Source organism: Candidatus Avelusimicrobium sp. (assembly GCF_050873505.1).
In the GTDB taxonomy this organism is placed as follows: domain Bacteria; phylum Elusimicrobiota; class Elusimicrobia; order Elusimicrobiales; family Elusimicrobiaceae; genus Avelusimicrobium.
Window position 1 is genome coordinate 10,826 of record NZ_JBNMIY010000010.1, and the last position, 23,262, is coordinate 34,087.

General features: G+C 49.2%; 18 protein-coding genes, 1 tRNA gene and 1 other RNA gene. 10 read left to right on the forward strand and 10 right to left on the reverse strand.

Going from position 1 to position 23,262, the window contains the following annotated elements:
* Position 1 precedes the first annotated feature (1 nt).
* Together ACR0QV_RS06185 and ACR0QV_RS06190 are read right to left on the reverse strand one after the other, a co-directional pair.
* Positions 2-5,347, reverse strand: a complete 5,346-nt coding sequence (locus ACR0QV_RS06185) for a hypothetical protein (RefSeq protein ID WP_432635463.1) — start codon at positions 5,345-5,347, stop codon at positions 2-4.
* A gap of 86 nt (positions 5,348-5,433) precedes the next feature.
* Positions 5,434-6,606, reverse strand: a complete 1,173-nt coding sequence (locus ACR0QV_RS06190) for a S1 family peptidase (protein WP_432635465.1) — start codon at positions 6,604-6,606, stop codon at positions 5,434-5,436.
* 118 nt (positions 6,607-6,724) lie between these two features.
* Here ACR0QV_RS06190 and ACR0QV_RS06195 point away from each other — a divergent pair, with 118 nt between their 5' ends.
* The 3 genes from ACR0QV_RS06195 to ACR0QV_RS06205 all read left to right on the forward strand — a co-directional run bounded on the left by ACR0QV_RS06195 (position 6,725) and on the right by ACR0QV_RS06205 (position 9,754).
* Positions 6,725-7,819 carry an LptF/LptG family permease gene (locus tag ACR0QV_RS06195; protein WP_428059892.1) on the forward strand — a complete coding sequence of 365 codons (1,095 nt, stop codon included), beginning with the start codon at positions 6,725-6,727 and terminating at the stop codon, positions 7,817-7,819.
* Entirely contained in the window at positions 7,795-8,901 is a 1,107-nt protein-coding gene (locus ACR0QV_RS06200) for an LptF/LptG family permease (protein ID WP_432635467.1), read from the forward strand. Before ACR0QV_RS06195 ends, ACR0QV_RS06200 begins: the two co-directional genes overlap by 25 nt.
* A gap of 337 nt (positions 8,902-9,238) precedes the next feature.
* Positions 9,239-9,754: a pilin gene (locus ACR0QV_RS06205; protein ID WP_432635469.1), complete on the forward strand. Its 516-nt coding sequence runs from the start codon at positions 9,239-9,241 to the stop codon at positions 9,752-9,754.
* Between the two features lie 66 nt (positions 9,755-9,820).
* Here ACR0QV_RS06205 and ACR0QV_RS06210 read toward each other — a convergent pair whose 3' ends face one another.
* The 3 genes from ACR0QV_RS06210 to ssrA all read right to left on the reverse strand — a co-directional run bounded on the left by ACR0QV_RS06210 (position 9,821) and on the right by ssrA (position 12,228).
* Entirely contained in the window at positions 9,821-10,183 is a 363-nt protein-coding gene (locus tag ACR0QV_RS06210) for a response regulator (protein ID WP_432635471.1), read from the reverse strand.
* Between the two features lies 1 nt (position 10,184).
* Positions 10,185-11,594, reverse strand: a complete 1,410-nt coding sequence (locus tag ACR0QV_RS06215; RefSeq protein ID WP_432635473.1) for a phosphoglucomutase/phosphomannomutase family protein — start codon at positions 11,592-11,594, stop codon at positions 10,185-10,187.
* Between the two features lie 287 nt (positions 11,595-11,881).
* Positions 11,882-12,228, reverse strand: a transfer-messenger RNA (tmRNA) gene (ssrA, locus tag ACR0QV_RS06220).
* A 97-nt stretch (positions 12,229-12,325) separates the two neighbouring features.
* On the opposite strand from ssrA, the gene ACR0QV_RS06225 reads away from it, so the two are divergent.
* From ACR0QV_RS06225 to pssA, 4 genes are all read left to right on the forward strand, one after another.
* Complete coding sequence (locus tag ACR0QV_RS06225; protein WP_432635475.1) at positions 12,326-12,736, forward strand: NYN domain-containing protein; 411 nt, start codon at positions 12,326-12,328, stop codon at positions 12,734-12,736.
* A gap of 65 nt (positions 12,737-12,801) precedes the next feature.
* Positions 12,802-12,884: transfer RNA gene (locus ACR0QV_RS06230), tRNA-Leu, on the forward strand.
* Between the two features lie 45 nt (positions 12,885-12,929).
* Positions 12,930-13,598 (forward strand): phosphatidylserine decarboxylase, encoded by a 669-nt coding sequence (locus ACR0QV_RS06235; protein WP_432635477.1) that lies wholly within the window; start codon positions 12,930-12,932, stop codon positions 13,596-13,598.
* An 8-nt stretch (positions 13,599-13,606) separates the two neighbouring features.
* Positions 13,607-14,398 carry a CDP-diacylglycerol--serine O-phosphatidyltransferase gene (gene pssA, locus ACR0QV_RS06240; RefSeq protein WP_432635479.1) on the forward strand — a complete coding sequence of 264 codons (792 nt, stop codon included), beginning with the start codon at positions 13,607-13,609 and terminating at the stop codon, positions 14,396-14,398.
* A gap of 62 nt (positions 14,399-14,460) precedes the next feature.
* Here the strand turns inward: pssA and ACR0QV_RS06245 are convergent, their stop codons facing one another.
* Both ACR0QV_RS06245 and ACR0QV_RS06250 read right to left on the reverse strand, forming a co-directional pair.
* Positions 14,461-15,375 (reverse strand): magnesium transporter CorA family protein, encoded by a 915-nt coding sequence (locus ACR0QV_RS06245; protein WP_432635481.1) that lies wholly within the window; start codon positions 15,373-15,375, stop codon positions 14,461-14,463.
* A gap of 75 nt (positions 15,376-15,450) precedes the next feature.
* Positions 15,451-16,785: an alanine/glycine:cation symporter family protein gene (locus ACR0QV_RS06250; protein WP_432635483.1), complete on the reverse strand. Its 1,335-nt coding sequence runs from the start codon at positions 16,783-16,785 to the stop codon at positions 15,451-15,453.
* Between the two features lie 69 nt (positions 16,786-16,854).
* Here ACR0QV_RS06250 and ACR0QV_RS06255 point away from each other — a divergent pair, with 69 nt between their 5' ends.
* Complete coding sequence (locus tag ACR0QV_RS06255) at positions 16,855-17,601, forward strand: nucleoside phosphorylase (RefSeq protein WP_432635485.1); 747 nt, start codon at positions 16,855-16,857, stop codon at positions 17,599-17,601.
* 45 nt (positions 17,602-17,646) lie between these two features.
* On the opposite strand, the gene ACR0QV_RS06260 is transcribed toward ACR0QV_RS06255, so the two are convergent.
* Positions 17,647-18,390: a type IV pilin protein gene (locus ACR0QV_RS06260; protein WP_432635487.1), complete on the reverse strand. Its 744-nt coding sequence runs from the start codon at positions 18,388-18,390 to the stop codon at positions 17,647-17,649.
* A 528-nt stretch (positions 18,391-18,918) separates the two neighbouring features.
* Positions 18,919-20,409, reverse strand: a complete 1,491-nt coding sequence (locus ACR0QV_RS06265) for a protein kinase domain-containing protein (RefSeq protein ID WP_432635489.1) — start codon at positions 20,407-20,409, stop codon at positions 18,919-18,921.
* A 64-nt stretch (positions 20,410-20,473) separates the two neighbouring features.
* Between ACR0QV_RS06265 and murI the strand changes: the two genes are divergently transcribed.
* Both murI and ACR0QV_RS06275 read left to right on the forward strand, forming a co-directional pair.
* Positions 20,474-21,271, forward strand: a complete 798-nt coding sequence (murI, locus tag ACR0QV_RS06270) for a glutamate racemase (protein WP_432635491.1) — start codon at positions 20,474-20,476, stop codon at positions 21,269-21,271.
* Positions 21,268-21,966: a polyphenol oxidase family protein gene (locus ACR0QV_RS06275; protein ID WP_432635493.1), complete on the forward strand. Its 699-nt coding sequence runs from the start codon at positions 21,268-21,270 to the stop codon at positions 21,964-21,966. Before murI ends, ACR0QV_RS06275 begins: the two co-directional genes overlap by 4 nt.
* Positions 21,967-21,995: 29 nt before the next feature.
* On the opposite strand, the gene ACR0QV_RS06280 is transcribed toward ACR0QV_RS06275, so the two are convergent.
* Positions 21,996-23,255, reverse strand: a complete 1,260-nt coding sequence (locus tag ACR0QV_RS06280; protein ID WP_432635495.1) for a cation:proton antiporter domain-containing protein — start codon at positions 23,253-23,255, stop codon at positions 21,996-21,998.
* Between the last annotated feature and the right edge of the window lie 7 nt (positions 23,256-23,262).

Genomic DNA, 23,262 nt, shown 5'->3' on the forward strand with positions numbered 1-23,262 from the left:
ACTAAAATTGAATTGTTACGTTGGCCGCCACGTTATAGGCGGTGTAATCCTCGGTTTCCACATAGGAGTGATTAAGCACCGTCAGCCCGCCGGAGAGCGTAAAGCGCAGATTCTGCGACATTTCATAATCCAGCGATGTGGTAACATCGTACATTTGGTAGTTGTCCTTTACCTCTACCGGGGATTTTTTATCCGTATAGGTAAGCGTGGTATTCCAAATCACGCGGTTGGTGGCATTGTACATTTTGTTCACAAACGGCAGTTTAATGCCGCGCGGGATATTAAAGTCCCACCGCAGGTTTAAACTGGGCGTAGTGGTGGTGGTGCTTTCGCTGATTTTACCCGCCACCAGCCATTTATCGTGCGACGAATACAACACTTTCGGCGTTACACGCAGAGACCCCACATAAAAGGACGTCTGGGCGGAAATATCGCTGTCGCGCACTGTTTCCAAACTGGTGCCCGCGCGCAGGTCAGTTTTGTCGGAATCCTTGCGCGTATAGTTAAGCACCGTATCAAAATAGTTAAACAGCATAAAGCGCAAATCCCCGCCGTATTGCTTGGTATATTGTTCGTCCGTACCCGTGTTGGTCTGCTCCACCCAACTGTAACGCAGTTTTAAATTGGACGAACTGAACCAACGCCCGCCGTAGAAGAATTTTTCCAAGTCGGAAATGGAAAACGTCATATCCGGCAGGGTCAAACTGGTGGAATCGTACGACGTACCTGTTTGCTCGTTGGACTGCAAGGTTTTGGTAAAGTTGTTAATAAGCGAAATCGTTTTAAGCGGGGACGCCGCGCCGCCCATTTCGTAGCGGGCGAGCGGACTCCAACGCTGGGTAGAAGTAAACGTATCGCGCAAAATTAAACTCTTGCGGTAGCCGTAATCGCCCACGTCCTTTAACGAGCCTCCGCGAATCCACAGCGCCTTGCGGGAGTCAAACCCGCTGTCCACATCCGCCCACGCATCGGCATCCTGTATGCGGTAACTGGACGAAATGACAAAGGTATTAAACAATTTGCTGTTGGGCAAAAGTTCGTTGCCGTTAAGCGTTAAGGAAACACCGCCGTCCGCGTTGCGGTTGACGGTTTTCACCTCGCCCACGCCCACCTCTACGCGCGTGCCTGAGGCGGTCAGCGTTTTGGCGTTTAAGTTATTGTTTTCCTGCGTGCTGATGTTGTAACTGACGGACGGAGCCAGCCATTTATTAATCTTCCAAGTGCTGTTAAAGCCCGTGTTTTGCGTGAGGGCCTTGGGGTAACTAATATCCTGCTGGGAAGCGGACGAATACTGCGTGCGGTCCTCTTTGCTTTTGCTTAAACTGTAACTGGGCGTGAAGGTAAACGAATTATTAGGCTGGTACGTTACCTTCATATTCATTTTTTGCGTGTTTTCGTCCGTATTGTAATAATTGGCCGATTCCAAGTGTTTGCTGCGGTCGTAATCAATGGACGAGTCTGTAATGTGATATCCGGCGGAAATATTTTTAAAGGAACCCGCCGTGTGCGAAAGCGTCGCCCCGTAGGTGCGGGCATCGTCCTTACGCTTCATTACGTCGTATTTTACCTGGTCCGTGGTGTATTCCAAGCCGATTTTGGGCAGATTTTCTTTAATAAAATCCCCGCGCACCATTGTGCTTTGGCGGTCCACCTTGCCTTTATCCAACAGGCTGACGGTGTTGTAATCCTTGGAGTCGGTAATGAGGGGCGTAACCGTGCTGGATTTAGTCAAATTGGCTTCCATTGGGAACTCTTTAATTTTGTTTACTTTCACAAAATATTCCTGTTGGGTAACCTCTTGGTTTTTGGCTACGGAAAGGGGCGTTTCAAAATTGCTGTCTTGGTATTTGTACTTGGCACCCGCACTGCCCCACTCGTCCAACTTTACCACCACGTCGCCCTTGTAGGCCGTGCCATCCTTGGTAATGGCACCCGCCAAGTGGATGACGTTGAGCCACACTTCGCCTTGGCTGCCCGAAGTGCCGCTCTGCTTTTGCACACCGGCCAAAATCAAACTGACCTCTTGGAAGTTTAAAATGCCGTTAGAGGTACGAACGGGCTCCACCCGCACATTATAGGACGGGTCGGACAGGTTTTCAAAGGTATCCGCGATACCGTCCCCGTTGGAGTCCACCATTTTTAAGGAAATGAGCCGCCAACCGCGAAAGTTGGTCGGCACCACCACTTTATCATAATTCGTTTCCGTACCCACTTTTAAGAAGAATTCCGTACCGTCTTGGTTTAAGGGGATATCCGTTCCCTGTTGCATTGCCCCGTGGAGCAAGAAGCGCACCTCGCGGTGTTGGCTGAAATCCATCGTGGAAAAGTTACGGTTGGCATACACTTCGTCGTTGTCGCCCAAAGAAGCCGTATTAAATTTAAGGTTTAAGGATTGGTCCAGTGCATTGGCGGAGCCGGTGGACTTTTTGTAATTATCCAAGGAGCCATACAAATATTTAAAGACTTCTCTGCCGTCGCCCGTGCGGTCCGCAAAGATAGGCTCGTAATTGGCGTTATCCACGTTATTAATGCCCGCGGCGGAAAACACGGACGGGGAAATTCCTTCCTGCGGGTTCCAAGCCGTGCCGGACAAGGCCACATTAGCAATTTTAATTTGCCCCTTTAATTTAGTGCCCTTTTTAAGCGTAATACGCAAATGGCGCACCGCCGTCCACTCGCTTTTATCGTTAATGGTTAAGGGGGCGGTAAAGGTCTGCCAAGTGGTATTATCGGCCACATTGCCCACCAGCCCGGGGATAGAAGCCCCCGCAAAACCGAAGTTCCCCTGCGAGGGGATACTTTCCGTATCGTACTTGCCGTTGCCGTTTAAGTCCTGCGTATCAATGCGCCCGTTGGGCTGGGATTCGGGGTTATAGACGTTATTTACAAACGGGTTATAGCGGTGTTCGGTACCGTCCGGGTCCGTGAACAGCCAGCCGATATCCTCGTTCGGCGCCAAACTGTTGCGGCAATAGACGTCTTCCGTCTTGGGTACGCCCACACCGCATTGCGTATCCATACCCGTGGAATTATCCGAATATTCCGAAATGTTACCAAAGGCAAAGTTTACCTGCGGGCCACCCGTTTCGCCCAGCATTGTCAGTTCAAACGAGGTTTTAGTGGATAAATCCAAACCGCTGGTGCTAAGCGGATAGACGATAGAAACTTCGTCGCGGCCGTCAAAATTAACGCCCTTGGTAAAGTCGTAATCAATCACCAGCACTTGCTGTTTATCGTTGTAATCGGCAATAGAGTGCGGGTTGATTTCCAGGGACGGCAAGTCCTGCGTGTCCCAATGGATAGAATCCCAGAACGAAGTTTTGCCGCTGGGGTTGGAAGCAATAATCCAGTCCCTAAACACGCGCGAGCCCGCCACCTGTTCGTTGGTTTCGTTCATACTGTCAATCATCGCGTAGCCGAACAGGTTTTGCTTTTTACTGCTCTTGGCTACTTCCGCGCTGAAATCCACAGACAAGGGTTCCGCCAGTTTAATATCCTTCCCGTTGATATCCGCCCCATAGACCAAAAGGTCCTTGGCGTAGTCGCCCACCTGCGGGACGGTGCTGGGTTTATCCCCCCCTTCTTTCAGTACGGTAGCCCCCATTACGATTTTATCAAACAGTTTATAGTCCAATCTTCCCCCCATTACGGAGTTATTGGAGTTGGAGCCGTTAGTCGTATCATAAGTGATATCAATGGTGGAATTTTCGGTAATTTCGTCGCCCTTGTAAAAGGTGATAAAACCGGAGGTATAGTCAATGTAATAATCGTTATTGCGCGTTAAGGTACGGCCGTTTAGTTTGACGGTTTCGGACTGGACGACAATGTCCGCCTCAATAAAATAGGTTTTAACCGTGGACTCGTACTGGATTTTAAACGTCATATTTTTGGAAGACGTCGGCGTTGTGCCATAGAGCCCCGGGTCGTTCAAACGGTTTTGCAAATGGAAGATACCCGTATCAAAATCCATAATAATACTGGTAGGATACAAATATTTGGGATCCGTAACCGCTTGGCCGTTCGCGTCCTGCAACTGCAAAATAAAGTTACCCTTTCCGTTATCGGACGTAATCTTCTGCGCGCCGATATTGTAATAGGTCTTTAACTCCATTTTGGTAGCGGTTTGGTCGGTGCCCGAAAGGGTGGTTTGGTCGTTTTCGGTTTTGATTAATTTAATGGTATTGGACGTTCCCCAACTGCTTAATTGGTTACCCGTGGTGCCGCGGTAGTCCACCGCCAGCACACTTTCGGCCTTAATGGTGCGTTTAAAGGTAATAATACCGCTGGCGTAGTCCACGGTATAGTCCGTACCGCGGGTTAAAAGTTCCCACTTGGCGGAATAGGTGGAACCGCCCAAAAAGTCCTCGGCGTTTAAGGTTACGGGCACATAGTCGGAGGATGTATCGTTGTTATCCAAATAAATTTCCTCCGAACCCGGGGAAATGGAACCGATATACGCCCGCCATTGGGAATAGGCGTCGTCCAAGGTGGTATCGCGCGCCCCGTCGGGCACGTTGCCGCCGAAGGTCAAATCGTAATATGTCCGGCGAATGTAGTCTTTATCCGCCAAGGAAACGATTTCCGCCACGCTGCTGCCTACGAATTGCTTTTGCTTGCTGGAACCCTTGGTTTGCGAACCGATTAAATAAAGGTTGGCATTTTGGTGCTGCAAGTGCATTTTGGCGCCGAAGAGTTGTTTTTCATACGCGATAAATTCCGTCTGCGGCAGGGACAAATTGATATCGCCGAACTCGGCCAGTTGCACCAGTTCCCCCGGTTTGCCGCGGTAGGCTACGGAAATGCTTTTTTCCTCTTCGCGTTGGTCGTCGTAGTCAATATCCACGAACACGCGTTCCAAAATTTTACCCTGCATTTTTAACTGCAACTGCTGGTCCATTTCAAAACTGCTGTCGCTGCGTTCGTCCACGCTGTTGTTGTCGTCTTTTTTGTATTTTTTAGCCGCCATTTTAAAGCCCAGCACATAGCGGCCCGTAAGCGCGATACTCGTGCCGTACAAGGGCAAAGACAAGGTGGGGTTTAAAAGCGTTAAATCGGGGATGGGCTCGGGCTCTTTATCCAGTTTATAAGCCCCCTCTACGGACGTAACCGCCTGCCGCCAAAACTCGTTGGAGTATTTTAACAGGTTTGCGTCGTCGGGCGGGTCCTCCAAGGCCAGTTTTTCTTCCTCTTTGGCTTGCTGGTCTTCCCTAAAAATATCGTACTGGTCCGTATCCACCAGCCGGTACGGAAGCGACTGCGCGCCCGCCGGGAGAGCGAACGTAAATTGCAGGATAAGCAGAACAGCCAAGGCTTGGCGCAGCAGTTTAATCAGGGGATAAAGCCTCATTGTTTCATTTTATAATATTTGTTTTGACGGCGGGGCACGAAAAAGGAAGCCTCGTCGGCTTCCTTTTAAATTAAGAGAAAAAGCACCTACGGACGCCCTATATCCACCGTAACGGTGCGGAACACTTCCCGGTGTCTTAAAATATCCAGTTCCAGCGCATCCCCGGCTTGGGCCTGCGGGAATAAGGCTTCCAGTTTGGCTGGGTCAAAGGGGAGCGGATAACCGGGCAGATAGACCTTTTCCTTTACCTTGCCGCGGGCATTTAACAACCGCACTTCGCCCACGCTCTCGCCGGACGATACCCAAAAGGCAGTGCGTCCGTTTAGTTTATATTCCAACATTGGAATCATATTTTGCTCATAATTGCCAATCAGCCACGGTAATGTAAAGCGCGCGTTGGCGGCAAAATAGTGGTACGCATCGTGATTAAACCCGTCAATAATACCCACCACTTCGCCCGCTTCATTTAGTACCGGGCTGCCGCAAAATCCATCCAACTTAAAGGGAGTGTGCTCGCTCTGCATCGTCAGTTTAAGGCCTTCCCCGTTCACAAGCCTTAAACTATCAAGGCGCGCCAGCCCCTGCACTGCATAGGGGCTGCCCCAAGCGGCCAGTTTATCCCCCGGTTTAGGGGACTGTTTAGCCAGGTGGAGCGGTTTGACAAAATCGGCCGCGTCCAGCGGAAGTTCCACAATAGAAGAATCCGGCGAGTTAATGCCAAATGCCCCGGCCGCGGACACAAACAAGCGGTCGTAATCCCGGTATTCGCCTTTTTCGTTAAATACACGCAAATGGACCATATTGCCTTCGCCACCTACCACGTGGTAGGACAGCACGGCATACAGCCGCCCGCTGCCCGAGCGGACCACAAAGCCACTGCCGATTAAAGCACCCGTAAAAATGTTATGGGCTTCCAACAAAGAGGCCCCAATATGCGCTTCTGCCGGGTGGACTTTTCCCACCTCGCTGATAAGCGCCGTCCGGGCCGAAGTATAATGAGGCACTACGGCCTTAATTTCCGGCGTAAGGGCAGACACCACCGGGGCACGCCAAACGTGCGGAGGCACCACATTGGGCAATTTTACCGGGCGCACGGGCACCTCTACGGCCGCAACTTTGGGCAAGGACACTTTCGGCGCTTTAACAGGCGCTTCCACAGCCTTGCGCGCGGAAAAGACCCGTTTTAGTAACGAGAACTTCTGCGCAAACGCACTGGGCGCAAAAAATAATAAACAAATAAATAATGTAAAAACTCTCATACTTTTATTATATATTTCCGTTTATCTTTTCTGCCAGGTCCAAAGGTCCCAAGCGCGCCTAGGCACTTTGGACCAATTTCTCCCCCGGCTTACGTTATATTTTGTTAGAATAAGATATATGCACATCAGCATTTTTACCAAATACATCGCCAAAAGCCTGCTGACCTTTTTTGTCGGCGTGCTGGGCATTTTGACGTTTGTTATCTTTATGAACCACTTTATCCGCGTGCTGGATATGGCTATGACGTACGGCACCAGTTTTATGTGGATAGTGTCTTCCCTTTTAAACATTATGCCCGATGTGTTTTGTTTAAGCGCACCGATGGCCTTTCAAATCGCTATTTTGCTTACGCTGACCAATATGAGCGAACACGGCGAACTGATTGCTCTGCGCGCGGCGGGGTTTTCGTTTAAGGAAATTGTCCGCCCGCTTCTGTTCTGCGCCGTTATTTTATCTGTCATTTTGGTAATTATGGGCAACTGGCTGACCCCGCGCAGTTATAAGCAATTTTTAAACCGCCGCAACGAAGCCCGCAGTAAAATTACCAAGGTAAATTTGGAACCCAAAACCTTTTTGAACCTGGGCGAGTGGGATTTGTATTTAGAGGATTTGGATAACAAAACCGACGTGGCGCATATGATTCACCTGATTAAAAAGGCAGACAGCGGCGCACTTTCCACCAAGGTAAACGCCGCCACAGGCAAGGTGATTTTGACCGACACCGCTATCGGCCTGCAACTAAAAGACGGGCAAATGCAACGCTTGGACGAAAAGGACCAATCGTCTATTATTGCCGCCAATTTTGACGATTACACAATGAGCATTTCCCTGTTAAAGGCGCAAACCCGCCGTTTGCGCGTAGGGGAAATGAGCACCACCAAACTCTTGCGCCGCCTGCGCGCTATGCCGCTGGATGAGGAAACCGTCAACGAATACAAAACCGAAATCAGTATGCGCAATGTGCTGGCCCTGTCGCCCATTATTTTATTATTTGTCAGTTGCCCGATTGGCTTTTCTTTGGGCAAACGCACCAACAAGGGCTGGGGGATGCTGTTTAGCGTAATTATCATTTTTTCCTTTTATCTGTTAATGACGTTAGGCCTTTCGCTCGGTAAAAAATACGGCTTTTTGGCCTATCCCGGCCCGTGGCTGCCTATCTTTGCGGGCATAGGCGCGGCCTATTACCTATGGAAGAAGAGGTTAAATATTTAATGCGTATTTACAATTATATTGCCAAAAAGTTTTGGGGGCCGTTCTTCTTTGCACTGGGCGTGTTTACCACGCTGGTGGTACTGGGCGACACCTTTGAAAAAATGAAGAATTTGAGCAACGGCACCACCACTATTTTGGATTTGCTTTCCTACTCGCTGGCGACCTTCCCCAACTGGCTGACAACCATTATGCCCGTGGCCTGCCTGCTGGGGGCGATTTCCGTCATTTCCGAAATGGTTTCCAACGGAGAGTGGACGGCCTGCGTGGCGGGCGGCTTTGCCCCGCGCCAACTGTTTAAACCCGTTATTATGTGTATTTTAATTGTGGTGGCGGGCACTATGTTTATGCAAGAGTTCGTCGTACCGCCCCTCAACCTAAAAGCCGACAAAATTTACTACACGCGCATCAGCCCTTCGGACAATTTCAACCCAGACACTGAATATGACGTAGTGATAAAGGTTTCCCCTACGCAAATGCTCTTTGCCAAAGAGGTGGATTTGAAGAAGGGCACTATGACAAAAGTTTCGCTGGATTCTTACAACGACGCCTGGGACATTGCGGACCAAATTGTAGCCGACCAAATGGTGTGGGATAAGGACACTAAAAACTGGCTGTTTTCTAACGGCATTAAGCGCACCTTTGTGGACGAAATGGACACCACCGAACAACGTTTTGAGCAGGCAAATTCCCCCGTCAGTCTCCGCCCGGACGAAATGTCCGTCAACAAAGTGGAAGATAAACTGTTAAGCATACGGGATTTAACCAAACGTATCAATTTTTATAAACAAAGCGGGCTTGCGCACTACGCCACGGAAACAATGCGCCAATCCCGCTTGGCTACACCGTTTGTAACGGTAATTATGTGTCTGCTCGGGATGCCCTTTGCTATCAGCGTACGCCGCAAAAGCAAAATCGTAAACATTATCGCTTCTATGGTGATTGCATTTACGTTTTGGTGGCTGATGTCTATGTTTACGTCCATTGGCGAAAATGGCTATATCAACCCCTTTCTTGCGGGCTGGGGACCCGTTATTGTTTTCGGCGCGGTAGTATTTTTTGAATTTAAGTGGATGAAGTTATAACACTAGCCAAAGCGCGCAAAAGTTTTTATAATAGTTTTAGTTGTAAAACTGCCCTAAACCAGTTATGTTTAGGATAAAATTTGCATCTGTTTTTGGAACCGTATGCAGAATACGGTGCGCTGCCGGGATACCGGCGGCATAATCCTAGTCCAAAAACAGTCGTTTTAAGCACGGAATAAACGGCCTAATTACCCGTTTGTTCCGTGCTGAGTGCTTTCTGCCATATTTTATATGGCAGAAGGCCACGGCTGTTATTATTTGGGTTACTAGGATTAGCGCAAATATAGCAGCCGTTTTTGTTTGCCTATTTTTCCAAAACAGAGCACGAGGAGAACTTATGCAAACAAACCACTCGGGCTTTACGCTCATAGAATTACTGGTAGTCGTACTGATTATCGGCATTTTAGCCAGCGTTGCCCTTCCGCAGTACGAAAAAGCGGTAGAAAAGGCCCGCGCCGCCGAAGCCATAACAATGTTAAATTATATGCACAAGCAAGCCCAACTCTGTGCACTTGCAAATGGGGAAGACTGTAACAGCAAAACAAATGAAGAACTTGGAATAGAATTAGGAAACGGTTTTACTTGCCACAAAAATAGTGATAGTGAAGTTTGCTGTAATAAATATTGGTGTTATAATAACAATAGTCTTGATTGGGGGGATAGATGCGCCAGTGGTTCAGGGCTTACACCTATTGCGGCGCGTGTAGATGGAATTCCTGCTAATTTTAATAATGTAGACAGAAAATATTTGCTTGAAATGGAAGATTGCGAAAGTGGCTCCAAAAGAATTGCTTGTTATGAAAGTGAAAAATGGTGCAAAATGTTTGGTGGAGAAGGCGTACCAATTCATTAACTAATAAACCCCGGGGAAAAATCCCCGGGGGTTATTAGTTGTTAGCGTAAAATTTAACAAACGGCTCTAAGAACGGCTTACGCGGTCTATGGCCGACAGCAAATCGTCCGTGTCAAACGGCTTGTACAGCACGCCATTTGCGCCCAAGCGCTCGGCCTCTTCCAAAATGGAATCTTGTCTTAACCCCGTTACAATCAGCACTTTTACCTGCGGGGCTATTTTTTTGAGTTTTGCCAAAATATCCAAGCCGTTTTCCGTTGGAAAGAACACGTCCAGCAAAATAAGCCCTACGCCGCTTCCTTCCAGTTTGGAAAACAATTCCGCCGAACCGCCCGCTTCAAAAGCCACTTCAAAGCCGGAGGATTCCAGCACATTTTTAATGGCGGAGCGCAAAATAACAGAATCGTCCACTAATGCGATTTTTAACATATTATTTTACATACGGGGCCATTAATTTTTCCCCGAAATCAAGCAAGGCCTGCGTGTCTTTTTTGGTGGCCGTTTCGGCATACACGCGCAAGAGCGGCTCCGTGCCGGACGGGCGCAGGAGCAGCCACTCGTCATTTTCAAAAATGATTTTTAAGCCGTCAAAGGTAAGCGTTTCGGCAATGCGCTGACCGTTGATTTTTTTCGGCAGTTTTTTGCGCATTTTTTCCGCCATTACGGCCTTATCCACGGGTTTGGCTAACGGCAAATCCCGGCGCATATAGACGGACGCGCCGTATTCAGCGGCCACCTCGGCGCACAGTTCGCTGGCTTTTTTGCCCGTTTGGGCCATAATGTCCAAAAACGCCAAGGCCACCGTCAGACCGTCGCGGTCCGGCAAGTTGCCCTTCCAGGCAAATCCGCCCGATTCTTCCACGCCAAAGGCCACATCGTCCAAATTCATACGCTCGGCCACATTTTTAAAGCCTACGCCCACTTCCTCAAACAACATTTCGTGCTGGCGGGCAATACGCTTTAACAGGTAGCCCATAGAAACGGTCTGCACGATTTTGCCGTCCAATTTTTTGTGCTTAATAAAATAGTCGCACAGCACGGAGGCAATCACGCACGGGGTCAAATAGGTGCCCTTTTCGTCAATTAAGGCCACACGGTCGCCGTCGCCGTCAAAGGCTACGCCCAAGGCGGCCCTTTTGGCAACAACCGTCTTTTTAAGTTCGGTCAAATTCTTTTCCACCGGCTCGGGCTGTCCGCCGCCAAAGGTGGGGTCGTGCTCGGCGCGTAAGGCAATTACCTGTTTTTCGGGCAGGAACTTTTCCAAATACCCCGCGGCCGCACCGTACATATAATCCATTACCACTTTGCCTTTAAAGGTTTTTAATTTTTTGGCGTTAATGTGGCTGGCTACATATTTAAAATAGACGTCGGTAACATCCTTCTTGTCGGCCTTTTGTCCGTACAGGAGCAGAACGGAATTTTGGTCCAGCAGTTCCTCTACCTCTTTGGTTACGCGCGCCGGGGCCGAACCGCCCGCGAGTTTAATTTTAATGCCGTTATAGTTGGCCGGGTTGTGGCTGGCCGTAACCATAATGCTCATCCAGCATTTGCTCATACTCAAACAAGCGGCCACCGGGGTAGAAATAGGGGTGGAAGAAAGGGTAACGTCAATTTTGTTAGCGCGAAAGATGCTGGCGATATCGGCGGCAAACAAGTCCGACATAAAGCGTCTGTCGTACCCGACAAAGATTTTAGGGGCCTTGGAGCCCTCCTCGCCCGGAGCGTTTTCGTTGATATAATCCGCCAACGCCTGTGCCATACGGCGCACATTTTCAAACGTAAAATCCCAAGCAATCACGCCTCTCCAACCGTCGGTGCCGAACTTAATTTCAGATGCCATACTTTCTCCCGTTAAAAATAATAAAACTATAATGTCTTCCAATTTCCGTTTTTGTTGTTAAGGTTGTTTTTCCTTTTAAGCCGTTTCCGCCGATATTAGGAGCGTCTATAAAATTAAATTTTAAGAGTGGCAAATGCCTGACTTGTCCGAGCCGTTTAGGCGAGTTATCAGGCAGCCCTTTAAAATTTTATTTTATGCTCCACTATCGGCTAGCCTTTTTGCTTACTTTTTCTGCAATGAGAAAAAGTAAGGAATTTTTTGAAACTTCACTTTTTAATAAAGCAAAAAAGTGGAGGTGGGGGGATTCGCACCCCCGTCCGAACATCTTCTCCATCCGGGCACTACAAGTTTAGCCTTGCTTAATTAACCGCAAACTAAGCGCAAGGCGGCACGTTTGCGGTTTAGTTCGTTGGTCTTAGGCAAAGCCGGACGAACCGCGCCTGCTTTGCAGCGTTCCATATATTGACCGCAATCCGCTAGCGTATGGAAGACACCAGCGGCGCGGTGGGACTAAGCGTTAGCCCAAGCGACTTGATTGTCGTTAGTTATTTTTGTGGCCCTATTTTAGCCGGCCTGGCCAACCGGCACTTGCTCCCGGGCGGCAACAGATACCCGTCGAATCTATTACACCCCCGTAAAATACGGAAATTGTCAAAGAACGCTTCCTGTTAATTAGCATTATATTGTATCATTTTCTTATAACAATTTTGACAAAGAAAGGCAACCTTATTATGTATGTAAGCACAAAACCTACTGTGTATTTGATTGACGGGCTAAACCTAGTGCGCAGTTTTTTATATGAATTTGCCCGCACGGAAGAGGAAGTAACCGCGGACTTTTTGGACTTTTTAACCGACATCTCGCAAGACGAGCATTACGCTATGCACCAGTACGAGGTAATTTTTGACGGCTCTTTCCGCCCCATTGGCCCGCTGTACCGCGGGGGCGTACATATTTCGTTTTCGGAAGAGGACAGCGCCGACCAAATTATTTACGAACGCGCAGACTTTTTAAGCCAAAGCGGCCAGCGCGTAATAGCAGTAACCGACGACAGAGGGTTGCAAGAAGCCCTAAAAAAATTAGGCGTAAAAACGCTCTTCTGCCGCAAATTTTACAACGGACTTAAAACCTTTGACAAGTAAATGCCGGGCGACAACATAAAACAATGTACAAGTGCGCATTTTTTTGTTAAAATAATTCTATAAGAGGGCTGGTGGCGGAATGGCAGACGCGACAGACTTAAAATCTGTTGACCGCAAGGTCGTGGGGGTTCAAGTCCCCCCCTGCCCACTTAAAAATCCTGCCATTTAATTACACCCACCAGTACGAAAATCTATGTTAGAAGACATCAACCGTACACTTTCCAAATGTTTTGGCTGGGTCAGCACCGTTTTGCCCCTGGGGCTTAAATTTTTCGCAATCGCCGTGGCTGTGGCCGCGGTCTTTTTGTTTTTTGATTTCCGCACGCTCGGCATTTTATTTTTGCTGATTGGGTGCTTCTGCGCGTTCTTCTTCCGCGATCCGAAGCGCGAAACCGTGTTTGCCGATGATGAAATCGCCTGCCCGGCGGACGGTACCGTTCTTTCCATTAAAACGGAAGACGACCCCAACTCCGTAGTGGTGCGCATTTTTCTGTCTATCTTTGACGTACACGTCCAACGCGCTACCGTAAACGGCAAAATCGGCGATATCTTTTACAATAAAGGCACTTTTTTGTTTGCCAATAATCCGGGTGCCGACAAAAACGAACGCAACCTAATCCAGATTTTTAAAGACGGCGATACCGCCCGCTTTGCCCACGTGGAACAAATCACGGGTGCCATTGCGCGGCGCATTGAGTGCTGGGTAAACACCAAGCAGGATATTAAAATCGGCGGGCATTTGGGCCTGGTACGTTTTGGCTCCCAAGTGGCTGTATATCTGCCCAAAGAAAAAGTGCGCGTACTGGTGAAGGAAGGCCAAAAGGTGCAGGGCGGCATTACCGTTTTAGGGTTGTGGAAATAGAGGATTTTATGACTGAAAACAAAGAAACCAAGGTTGTTGAAAAGTTAAAACACACCGGCGCTATGACGGCCCCTTCGCTTTTTACGCTGGGCAATTTGGCGTGCGGCTTCTTCTCCATTTTGGCGGCGTCCAAGGGCAACTTTGCACACGCCGGATGGCTGATTTTGTTCGCAATGGTGTTTGATATGTTTGACGGCCGCGTAGCCCGCCTGTTGGGTGCGGAAAGCAACTTTGGCGTGGAAATGGACTCCTTGGCCGATGCGGTTTCCTTCTGCACGGCTCCGGCGTTACTAATGTATTTCTTTGTGCTTCATACGCAGCCCTTGTGGGGCGCGCCGATTGCGTGCGTATATGCCTGCTTTGGCGTACTGCGCTTGGCCAAATTTAACGCAATGGCTTATGCGGGCCAAGGCTCCAAAAAGTATTTCTCCGGCTTGCCCACTCCGGCTGCGGCGGCTATTTTGGCCTCGTTTGCTATTTCTTACAGCATTATGCTGGGCGATATGGGCGGAAGAAACATCCACTTTTTAGCGATGTATTTGCCGCACTTGTATAACTTTGTGTGGTTTGCGATGTTGGTACTTTCGTTGTTGATGGTATCCAATATTCCGTATGCCGCCTTTAAGGCCAAACGCGAAAAACGGTTAAGCGTGTGGGTGTTACTGCTGATTGTGTTTTTGGTGGTAATGCTGATCCGCTTTCCGCAGGACGTAATTTTCATTGTCTTCTCGCTCTATGTAGTATTTGGCTTATTAGCCGTGCTCTACCGGGCGTTTAGAGGCATTAAAGTAGAAAAATAAATTTGTCAGCCTAAAAAAATCCCGGGACTAAAAAACCCCGGGATTTTTTTATGGTGTAAAACTTACCAGTTTTTGTGCCGCCAGAACATCATTACCAGCCACACCAAAATCAAACATATACCCATCAGCATCCAAAACGCGTCCGGGTGGTTTGCCAAGGGCAAGGCCACGTTCATCCCGTAAGCACTTACCACAAAGGTAGGCACCATCATCCAAATGGTAATTACGTTTAATTTTTTAATCAGCAGGTTCAAATTGTTGTTTACGATAGAAGCGCGGGCATCCAACAACTGCGCCAAAATGTTGGAATAAATATCCGCCTGCGTTTTGCATTGCATATTTTCTACGATGATATCGTCCAGCATTTCCTCGTCTTTTTCGTCAAAGCCGATGCGGGCAGACAAGTTGCGCGTTTTTTCAAACACAAAGCCGTTGGAGGTAATAGCCTCGGCGTAATACACCAAACTTTTTACCAAACTAAACAGGTTCAAAAGGTATGTGTTATCCACGGACTCGGTGATTTTATCCTCAATTTCTTCCGAAATCATATGAATAATGCGCAGGTGTTCCACATAGTGGGAAATGGAGTTATATACCAATTTCAAAAATACTTCTTTGATAGACGAAACCGAGTGGAACCGCTTGCCCACAAACAACGGGATATCCTCCGCCAATACCACAATTAACTTATCCTCAAACAAAAACATCCCGACGGAAGCAACCTTAAATTCCAACTGGTCCTTGCCGGAATAATTTTTGGGGCGTTTGTAAATCATTGCGATATGTTCGGGCTCAAACTCCAAGCGCGGCAATTCATCCGGGTCCAGCGCAGAGGCCAAGGTGTGCTCGTCAATCTGATAAGTTTCCACCAAAAACCGCTGTTCGTCCACCGTCGGGTTTGTATATAAAAATACCTGCGCGGAAGAAGAATCGGTTTCCAGCAGTTTTTTATCTTTGATTTCGTATTTTTTAAGCATTTTACGCCTCTTGGCCGGATGGTATATATTTAAATGATACCACCTACAAACCGCCTTGTAAAGTTTTTTACCGTCCTATTTGCGGGCAAAGGCCAACTCCTGCGCCAAATAAGTTTTGGTTTCGCTAAATACCACCCCGCGCAACAACCACAGGGATAAAATATTGGGCACGCACATTACGGCAATCGCCGTATCGGCCAGTTCCCACACCAACTTGGGGCTTAAAAAGCCGCCCAAGCACATCATTAAAAGCCACACCACATATACGGGCTTTTCCACATTTACCCCTAGGCAAAACTGGGCCGATTTGGCCGTGTAATAACTCCACCCCACCAGCGTAGAAAACGCAAACAGCGTAAGCGACATCAGCAGGAAATACGCCCCGCCCGGCAAGGTGGCAAAGGCGCTCTGGGCCAGTTGCGCGCCAAACAACGTGCCGCTCTGCCAATCGCCCGCTACTACCACCGTTACGCCGGAAAGCAAGCAAATAACCAAGGTATCCCAAAATACCGTCGTGGCCGATACAAGCCCTTGGCGCACCGGGTTAGGCGTTTGGGCCGCCGCCGCGGCAATCGCGCCGCTACCGCTTCCGGCCTCGTTGGACAGTACCCCGCGGGACACGCCGTAGCGCACCGCTTCTTTAAGCGTAATGCCTACCGCACCGCCCACCAAGGCCGTGCCGCTAAACGCGCTTTTAAAAATGCAGGCCACCGCCCACGGGAATTTTTCCCAATGCAAAATTACAACCGTCAGGCAAAGCAAAATATACAAAATTGCCATACCGGGCACCAGCCATTTGCACAAGGCGGCAATCTTGCGCACGCCGCCCAAAATCACGCTGCCCGTTAAAATTACCAGCACCGCCGTAGTTACAAAGGCCGGCACGTTAAAAACAGAGCCGTAAATGGCCGCCAAGGAATTGGTTTGAATAAGCGCATCGCCAAAGCCCATTAGTGCCGTAGCCGCCGCAAAAATAAGCGCGGTCTTCTTCATATTAAGCCCGTTTTTAAGCACATACATCGGGCCACCCACATATTCGCCCGCTTCGTTTTTTTCGCGGTATTTAACGGCCAGTACCGATTCGGCATATTTGGTAGCCATTGCCAAAAAGGCGGAAAGCATCATCCAAAACAAAGCCCCCGGCCCGCCGGTGGAAACTGCCGCGCTGACGCCCACGATATTGCCCGTGCCCACCATAGCGGCCAAGGCCACTACCAGCGCCCCAAAACTGCTGATAACGCCCGCCGAGCGACTTTTTTTGATAGAGAGAGAAACCGCGCTAAATAAATGTTTTTGGATAAAGTGCAACTTGCAGGTAAAATACAAACTGATGCCCACAATCAAAAGCAACATCGGCGCACCCCATAAGAACGCGTTTAAACAGACAATGCCCTGCGTAAAACTTTCCATAAACAAATACTCTCTTTTTTGTATAGTATATATGTGTGCAAACGCACAACTCTAAAATTTTACAAAAATATGACTATCTTATTTCCTAAAAATAAAAAAGCCGCACTAAAAGAAATCTCTACCCCCGCCGGTTATGTCAATCACGTTGCCGCCGGGCTGAAACTGCCGGGCAAGGCTATTTTGTGCCCCATTTCCTCCTTAACGCGCTATGTGGAAAGCCACGCCAAGTATAAAAAATACAACTGCGAGGCCGATATTTACGTTTTGGAAGGGCAAAATTTGTGCTATGTAACTAATTTCGGTTCCGGCGCGCCGGGTATGGCAATGGCGTTAGAGGTGTTAATTGCCTTAGGCGTAAAGGAATTTGTATTTATCGGGCTTGCGGGCTCATTGCAAGAAGAAGTGGAACCGGCTGATATTGTGCTCGCCGGCGAAGCCCTGTGCGACGACGGCACTTCCCCCTGCTACACCAATAAAGAAACCGCAAAACCCGCCAAAACGCTTTTTAGCAAACTTGCCAAGCAGTTGGAAGCAGACGGCAAAAACTTCCACACCGGGCGCAACTGGACCACGGACGCTATCTTCCGCGAAACCAAGGCCGAGGTAAAGCACTATCAAAAAGAAACCGTTTTGACGGTGGAAATGGAAACCGCGGCGTTTTACGCTATTTGCGCCAAACGCAAGGTACAGGGCGCGGCGGCCTTTGCGGTGAGCGACGTCTTAGCCCGCTACAAATGGGAACCGCACTTTGGCGAAAAACCGATTTTCCGCGCGCTGGAAGATATTTTTACCGCCGCGCAGAAAGTGCTCAAATAGTTTTATAAGACAGAGAAAAGCCCCGGACAAACATCCGGGGCTTTTTTATTCTATTTTTACGCGCACCCAACCGTCGCTGTAAGCGTCGCTTTCGCCCCACGTTTGGCAGAGTTGTATGCCTTTTTCATTGGTGGTCTGGACTGCGCAATAAATAGTCCCCTGCATTGTCGTCCAGTCCGAGGCGTTGGCACGCACCACCAGTTGATACCAAAAGGGCCCGTTTTGACGGGAAATATACAGCCGTCCGGTCGTAATGTATTGGAAATCACAGTTAAAATTTGGCGGGCAGTTTTTTAGGCCGATATCCAAGGCTTCCGCGCTGGTGGGCATACGCGTATGAGCCATATAATAGCGGTCCACCGAGTCCCGAAACGCACGCCCATAGGCTAGGGCCGAAGCCGCACGGCTACGCTCCACCGCCATTTGATAATTCGGCCACGCCACCGAAGCCAATATACCGATAATAAGGATGACGACAAGGAGTTCTATGAGGGTAAAACCCGCCATTGCCGTGCCTTGCAGGCGGCACCCTGCGGGCTGCCACTTGTCCGCACTCTTTTGATTTTGTGCAACACTCTTTTTGTAATGACGCAAGCCAACGAAACGGCAACAAGAAAAAATACCTCTTTGGTTGTCATCCCGGAAGGTTTTTATCCGGGATCTGTTGTTATAGTTGTCATCCCCGAGGAATTTAGTCGGGGATCCGTTGTTATCGTTACCTTTTTTAAATAACGACAGATTCCCGACTACAACATTCGGGAATGACAAAATAGAAGTAAATCCTTTCATTTTTTCTCCTCGTTAAGGCCTTTATATTTGAGCAAAACGGCCTTTTATACGCGTTTTTATACAGCGGATACATCCGGGTACGACCACCGCAATTTATCAAAATTTTAACAAAAAAAAAACGAAACAACCCCTTTAAAATAAACGACCGAAAAGCAACGACAAAAACTACATTTTTTGCCGTCACCCTGAATTTATTTCAGGGTCCAGCCGAGCCTTGACTCTCTTGCGCTGGATACTGAAACAAGTTCAGTATGACGGCAACAACACACGACAGATTCCCGACTACAACACTCGGGAATGACAACTAAAACAACTGCAACGACAGATCCCGGATAAAAACCTTCCGGGATGACAACAATCATAACGACAATATTTCGTATAAAGGCTCTACGGGATGACGGCAAATGACAATGCCACAAAGCCATCATAAAAATTAGGGACTTTTGCGGTTTTGCAGGGGGTTGGTGTTTTTTGTACAGAGAAAAGCCCCGGGGGAAAATCCGGGGCTTTTTGTTAGTAAAAAACAAATTAATAGTGTGTCCGTTCGGGGTCTTCGGGCAGGGGCTCAATGGCTTCCAGTCGGCTCCAAAACTCGTCAATGGACTGGATACGCTGTTTGGGGTCCTCTTTCAGCGCATCTTCCAGCAACTGGTCCACCGCCGGCGGAATATCCGGCGCCAGTTTGGAAACGGGAACAATCTTTTTGTTGGCGATATCAAAGCCCTTTACCGTCCACGGCACTTGTCCCACCAAGGCTTCATACAAGCACAGCGCCAAGGAATACACATCGCTCTGTTTGCGCATAAAGCCCTTCTGTTGTTCCGGCGCCATATAGGCAGGCGTTCCGGCCACGGTGCGGGCGCCCGTTTCGTGGTCCACGGATTTTTTTGCAACGCCGAAATCCATTACCTTGGCTTTGTCATCGTCAAAAATCATAATGTTGCCGGGCTTTAAATCGCAATGGATAATATCCTGCGAGTGCGCATAGTGCAAGCCGCGGCAGACATATTCAAAAATCTTTTTGGCCTTGGAAAAGGGCAAGCGTCCATCAATATCCAAGCGGGTTTCCAAGGTTTGCCCGTCCACATATTCAAACACCAGGTAGAGCGCGCTTTCGGACTCAATAACCGTGTAAATTTCCACAATGCACGGGTGGCGAAGCAGGGCCACCATACGCGCTTCGGACAAAAATTGCTCGCGCACATACGAACTGCGCACCAGTTCGGGGCGTACGCGCTTGATAGCCACCTTGCGCTTTAACACCTTATCATACGCCTCGTACACCTTTCCCATACCGCCTTCGCCGATTTGGCGGATAAAATCGTACTGTTCTTTTACGTCCACCTCGCGGCGGTTAAAGGCGTTTTTGGGCTGGCGGAAGACATCTTCATAGCGCCAATACACAAACAGCAACACCGCCACAAACACCGCTAAAAAGTACAGCGTTACCCAGCGCGGGGCGGGCTTTTTGGCCGCCGTTGGCGTGGTTACATCATCCACGGTTTTGGTAGCGGTTTTTTCGTTTAATTCCAGTTGTAACTTTTGCGCCAAGCGGGAAGAGGGGTTCAATTTTAACGCCATATCCACATCCAGGCGGGCGCGCTCGTAACTTTGCTGTTGCAAATAGGCACCGGCACGCAAGATATAGGCGCGCGGGTCCTGCGGGGCGACGGCAATCGCCTGTCCGGCGGAATAAATCACGTCGTCGTATTTGGCAAGGCCGTCGTAGGCAATCGCCAAAATCAAATGGAAGCGGTTATCCACAAAGTTCTTGGCGGTTAAATCGTTTACGCGTTTGATAGCCTCTTGGAAGTTCTGCTGGCGGAGCAAATCGTTTAAACGCGCAATTTCCGCATTGCGGGCGGCCTGATTGAAGACAGCCGCATTGGGCGCCGGCGTTGCGTGCGACGAAAAATTGCCCCCCACCAAAAGCGGAGCGCTTTGGTTATTGGGCGCGGCAAAGGCGCTTGTGCCCAAGCACAAGCCCACCATTAATAAAAACAACGCCTTTTTCAGCATAAGGATATTCTAGCACAAAGAAAGGCCTTTGTTCCAACCGATATATAATTACTATAATAACCGTATGACAAAAAAAGCGATTGGCGTGTTTGATTCCGGGCTGGGCGGGCTGACGATTTTGGACGCCCTGCGCCGCACCCTGCCGCACGAGGATTTGATTTATTTCGGCGATACAGCCAATGTCCCGTACGGCTCCAAATCCAAGGAAGCCGTAACGCGCCTGTCGCTGGCGATAGGCCGTTTTTTACAGGAGCAAAACGTAAAACTGATTGTAGCGGCCTGCAATACCGCCTCCGCCCAAGCGTTAGGGGAACTAAAAAAACAACTTGATGTACCCGTTATGGGCGTAATAGAGCCCGGCTCGGCCAAAGCCGTAAGCGTTACCCGCAACGGACATATTGCCGTACTCGGTACCGAGGGAACCGTCAAAAGCAAGGCCTATCCCAAGGCCATTTTAAAAAAGAAACCCAATGCCCACATTATCCAGCAGGCCTGCCCGCTGTTTGTGCCGCTTGTAGAGGAAAACTGGACAAATAAACCCGCCGCGCAATTAATTGCGCGCGAATATTTGGCCCCGGTGCAGGCCAGCAAGGCAGACACCGTCATTTTGGGCTGTACGCATTACCCGGTATTAAAAGGAGTTTTAGCCAACATTTTAGGGGAAAAAGTAACCTTGGTGGATTCCGCCGACACCTTGGCCGAAGCCGCGCGCGTGTTTTTGGACAAGCACCATTTAGCCGAAACCAAGGGCAAGGGACGCGTAACCGTTTACGCCAGCGACGCCCCGCAACGCTTTAAAAAATTGGCGCAAACATTGCTGGCGGATAAAATTTCCACCGTGCATTTAAAAAAACTCTTATGAAGATTTACACGGATAACCAACTGCTTGCAACGGGTTTACGCGGGGGCACGCTCCCGCGCCACACGGGAAATATGCGCGAAACCGCCGCCCAAACACCCGTTTATCAGGCATTGGGTATCCCGGCGGACAAGATTTTGCATTTCCACCAAACGCACAGCGACAAAATCATTTCTATCTCCTCCCCCGCCGAAGCACAAGCCCTCGCCCAAAAGCCTGCGCAAGAGGCCGATGCGTGGCTGCTTGCCAACTGCCCGGGCTGGGGTGCGGCTATTTTAACGGCGGACTGCGTGCCTTTATTTTTATGGGACACAACGGGCAATTTCTTTGCGCTTGCCCATTGTGGCTGGCGTGGCGTCGTGAAGCAGTTGCCCTACAAAACCGCCGAAGCCCTCAAACAATCCGGGGCCAAAGGCCCCCTTTTTGCTTATTTGGGGCCGCATATCCAAAAGTGTTGTTTTGAAGTACAAGCAGACACCGCCTGCCAATTTTCGCCTCAAAGCGTGCTAACCCAAAACAACAAAATTTTTGTAGATTTAACTACCGAAATCCGCCTGCAACTGGAAAAGGCCGGGCTAACCGCCCCAAACATCCACGCGCCCGACTATTGCACTTGCTGTGATAAGGACAATTTCTTTTCCTGGCGGCGCGACCACATTAGGCAAAATCTGCTCTCCTTTATTTACAAACCCTTGTAAAAACGCCCCTGTTACGGGGCGTTTTAAAATTATTTGTTTTCGGCCGAAGGTTGCGCCTGCGGCTCTATGTGCCGGTGGAAGAGGGAATTACGTAACCATTTAAGCCCGCCCTTTTCTATACGGAAAGACATCAGGTTGGAACCGATTACGCTAAAAAAGATAACCGCGTAAATCACGTCCTGCACCACGGAGTCCTCCTCGGGCAGTTGGGAGGCTATCATCGCCGCCAACACCGCGCTGACAAGCCCGTTGGGGCACATTGCCAGTACGGCGGAGCAATCCCCGCGCGACAAATTTTTAGACAAACAATAATTTACCACCGGGGCACGGAAGATAAATTTGGCAACCGTTAAAATAAAGCCGATAGCCACTAAATCCAGCCGCCCCACGCGCATACAAATACCCATATACACAAAGAAAAGTGTTTTAAAGATAAACTCCACTTCCTCAAAAAACACCTTTTCCCCGTTGTTTAGTGTAAGCAAATTGCGGAAGTCCAGCCGTGGCAGGCGAAGCCGCTTAATAAGGCGCATATTCCCCGCCACCACGCCAAACGCCAGCGTGGCAATCGCCCCATCCCCGCCGATAATACCGCTGACACTATACACAAGCAGTACAAACGCAAACGTAAGCGAAATGGCGTTTTCCAAGCGGCGCACGCGGTTTAAAATACTCATCCAAAATACCCCCGCCGCCAACGCAAAAATAATACCGATACCAAAGGATTTAACCACATCCGCCGCCAGCAAGGAAGCGGTTAGTTTTTCCCCGTGCGACGCCGCCGACAAGAGCGCAATCGCCAGCACAATGGAGTAAACACCCGTTAAATTGGCCTCTAAAAACAAAATAGTCTTGGCGGTTTTTGACACTTGTAATTTGGCAAGCAAGGGCGAAATAATGGCCGTAGAGTTATCCGCCACAATTACCCCAATGATAAACGCGTAAATTTGCGGCACCTGCAACAGTTCCTGCGCCAAGAAAGCAATTACCAAGGTTACCAAGGCAAAGCAAACGGTGGTTAATAAAAGCCCTTGCCCTACGGCGCCGCGCAAGGATAAAATCCTAAATTCAAGTCCGCTTTTAAACAGCACCACAATCAGCGCCAAGGTGGTAAAAATCTGCCCGGCCTGCCCAAAGGATTGCGGGTCCACCAAGTGAAGCACCGGCCCCATCAGCATCCCCAACACCATCAGGGGCAGCACGTCCGGCAGGCGCGTTTTTTCAAACAAAGACGAAAATATATGCCCCAATACCAGGAGCAAACCGATAAATAAAATGGCGTAGGTCATATACTCA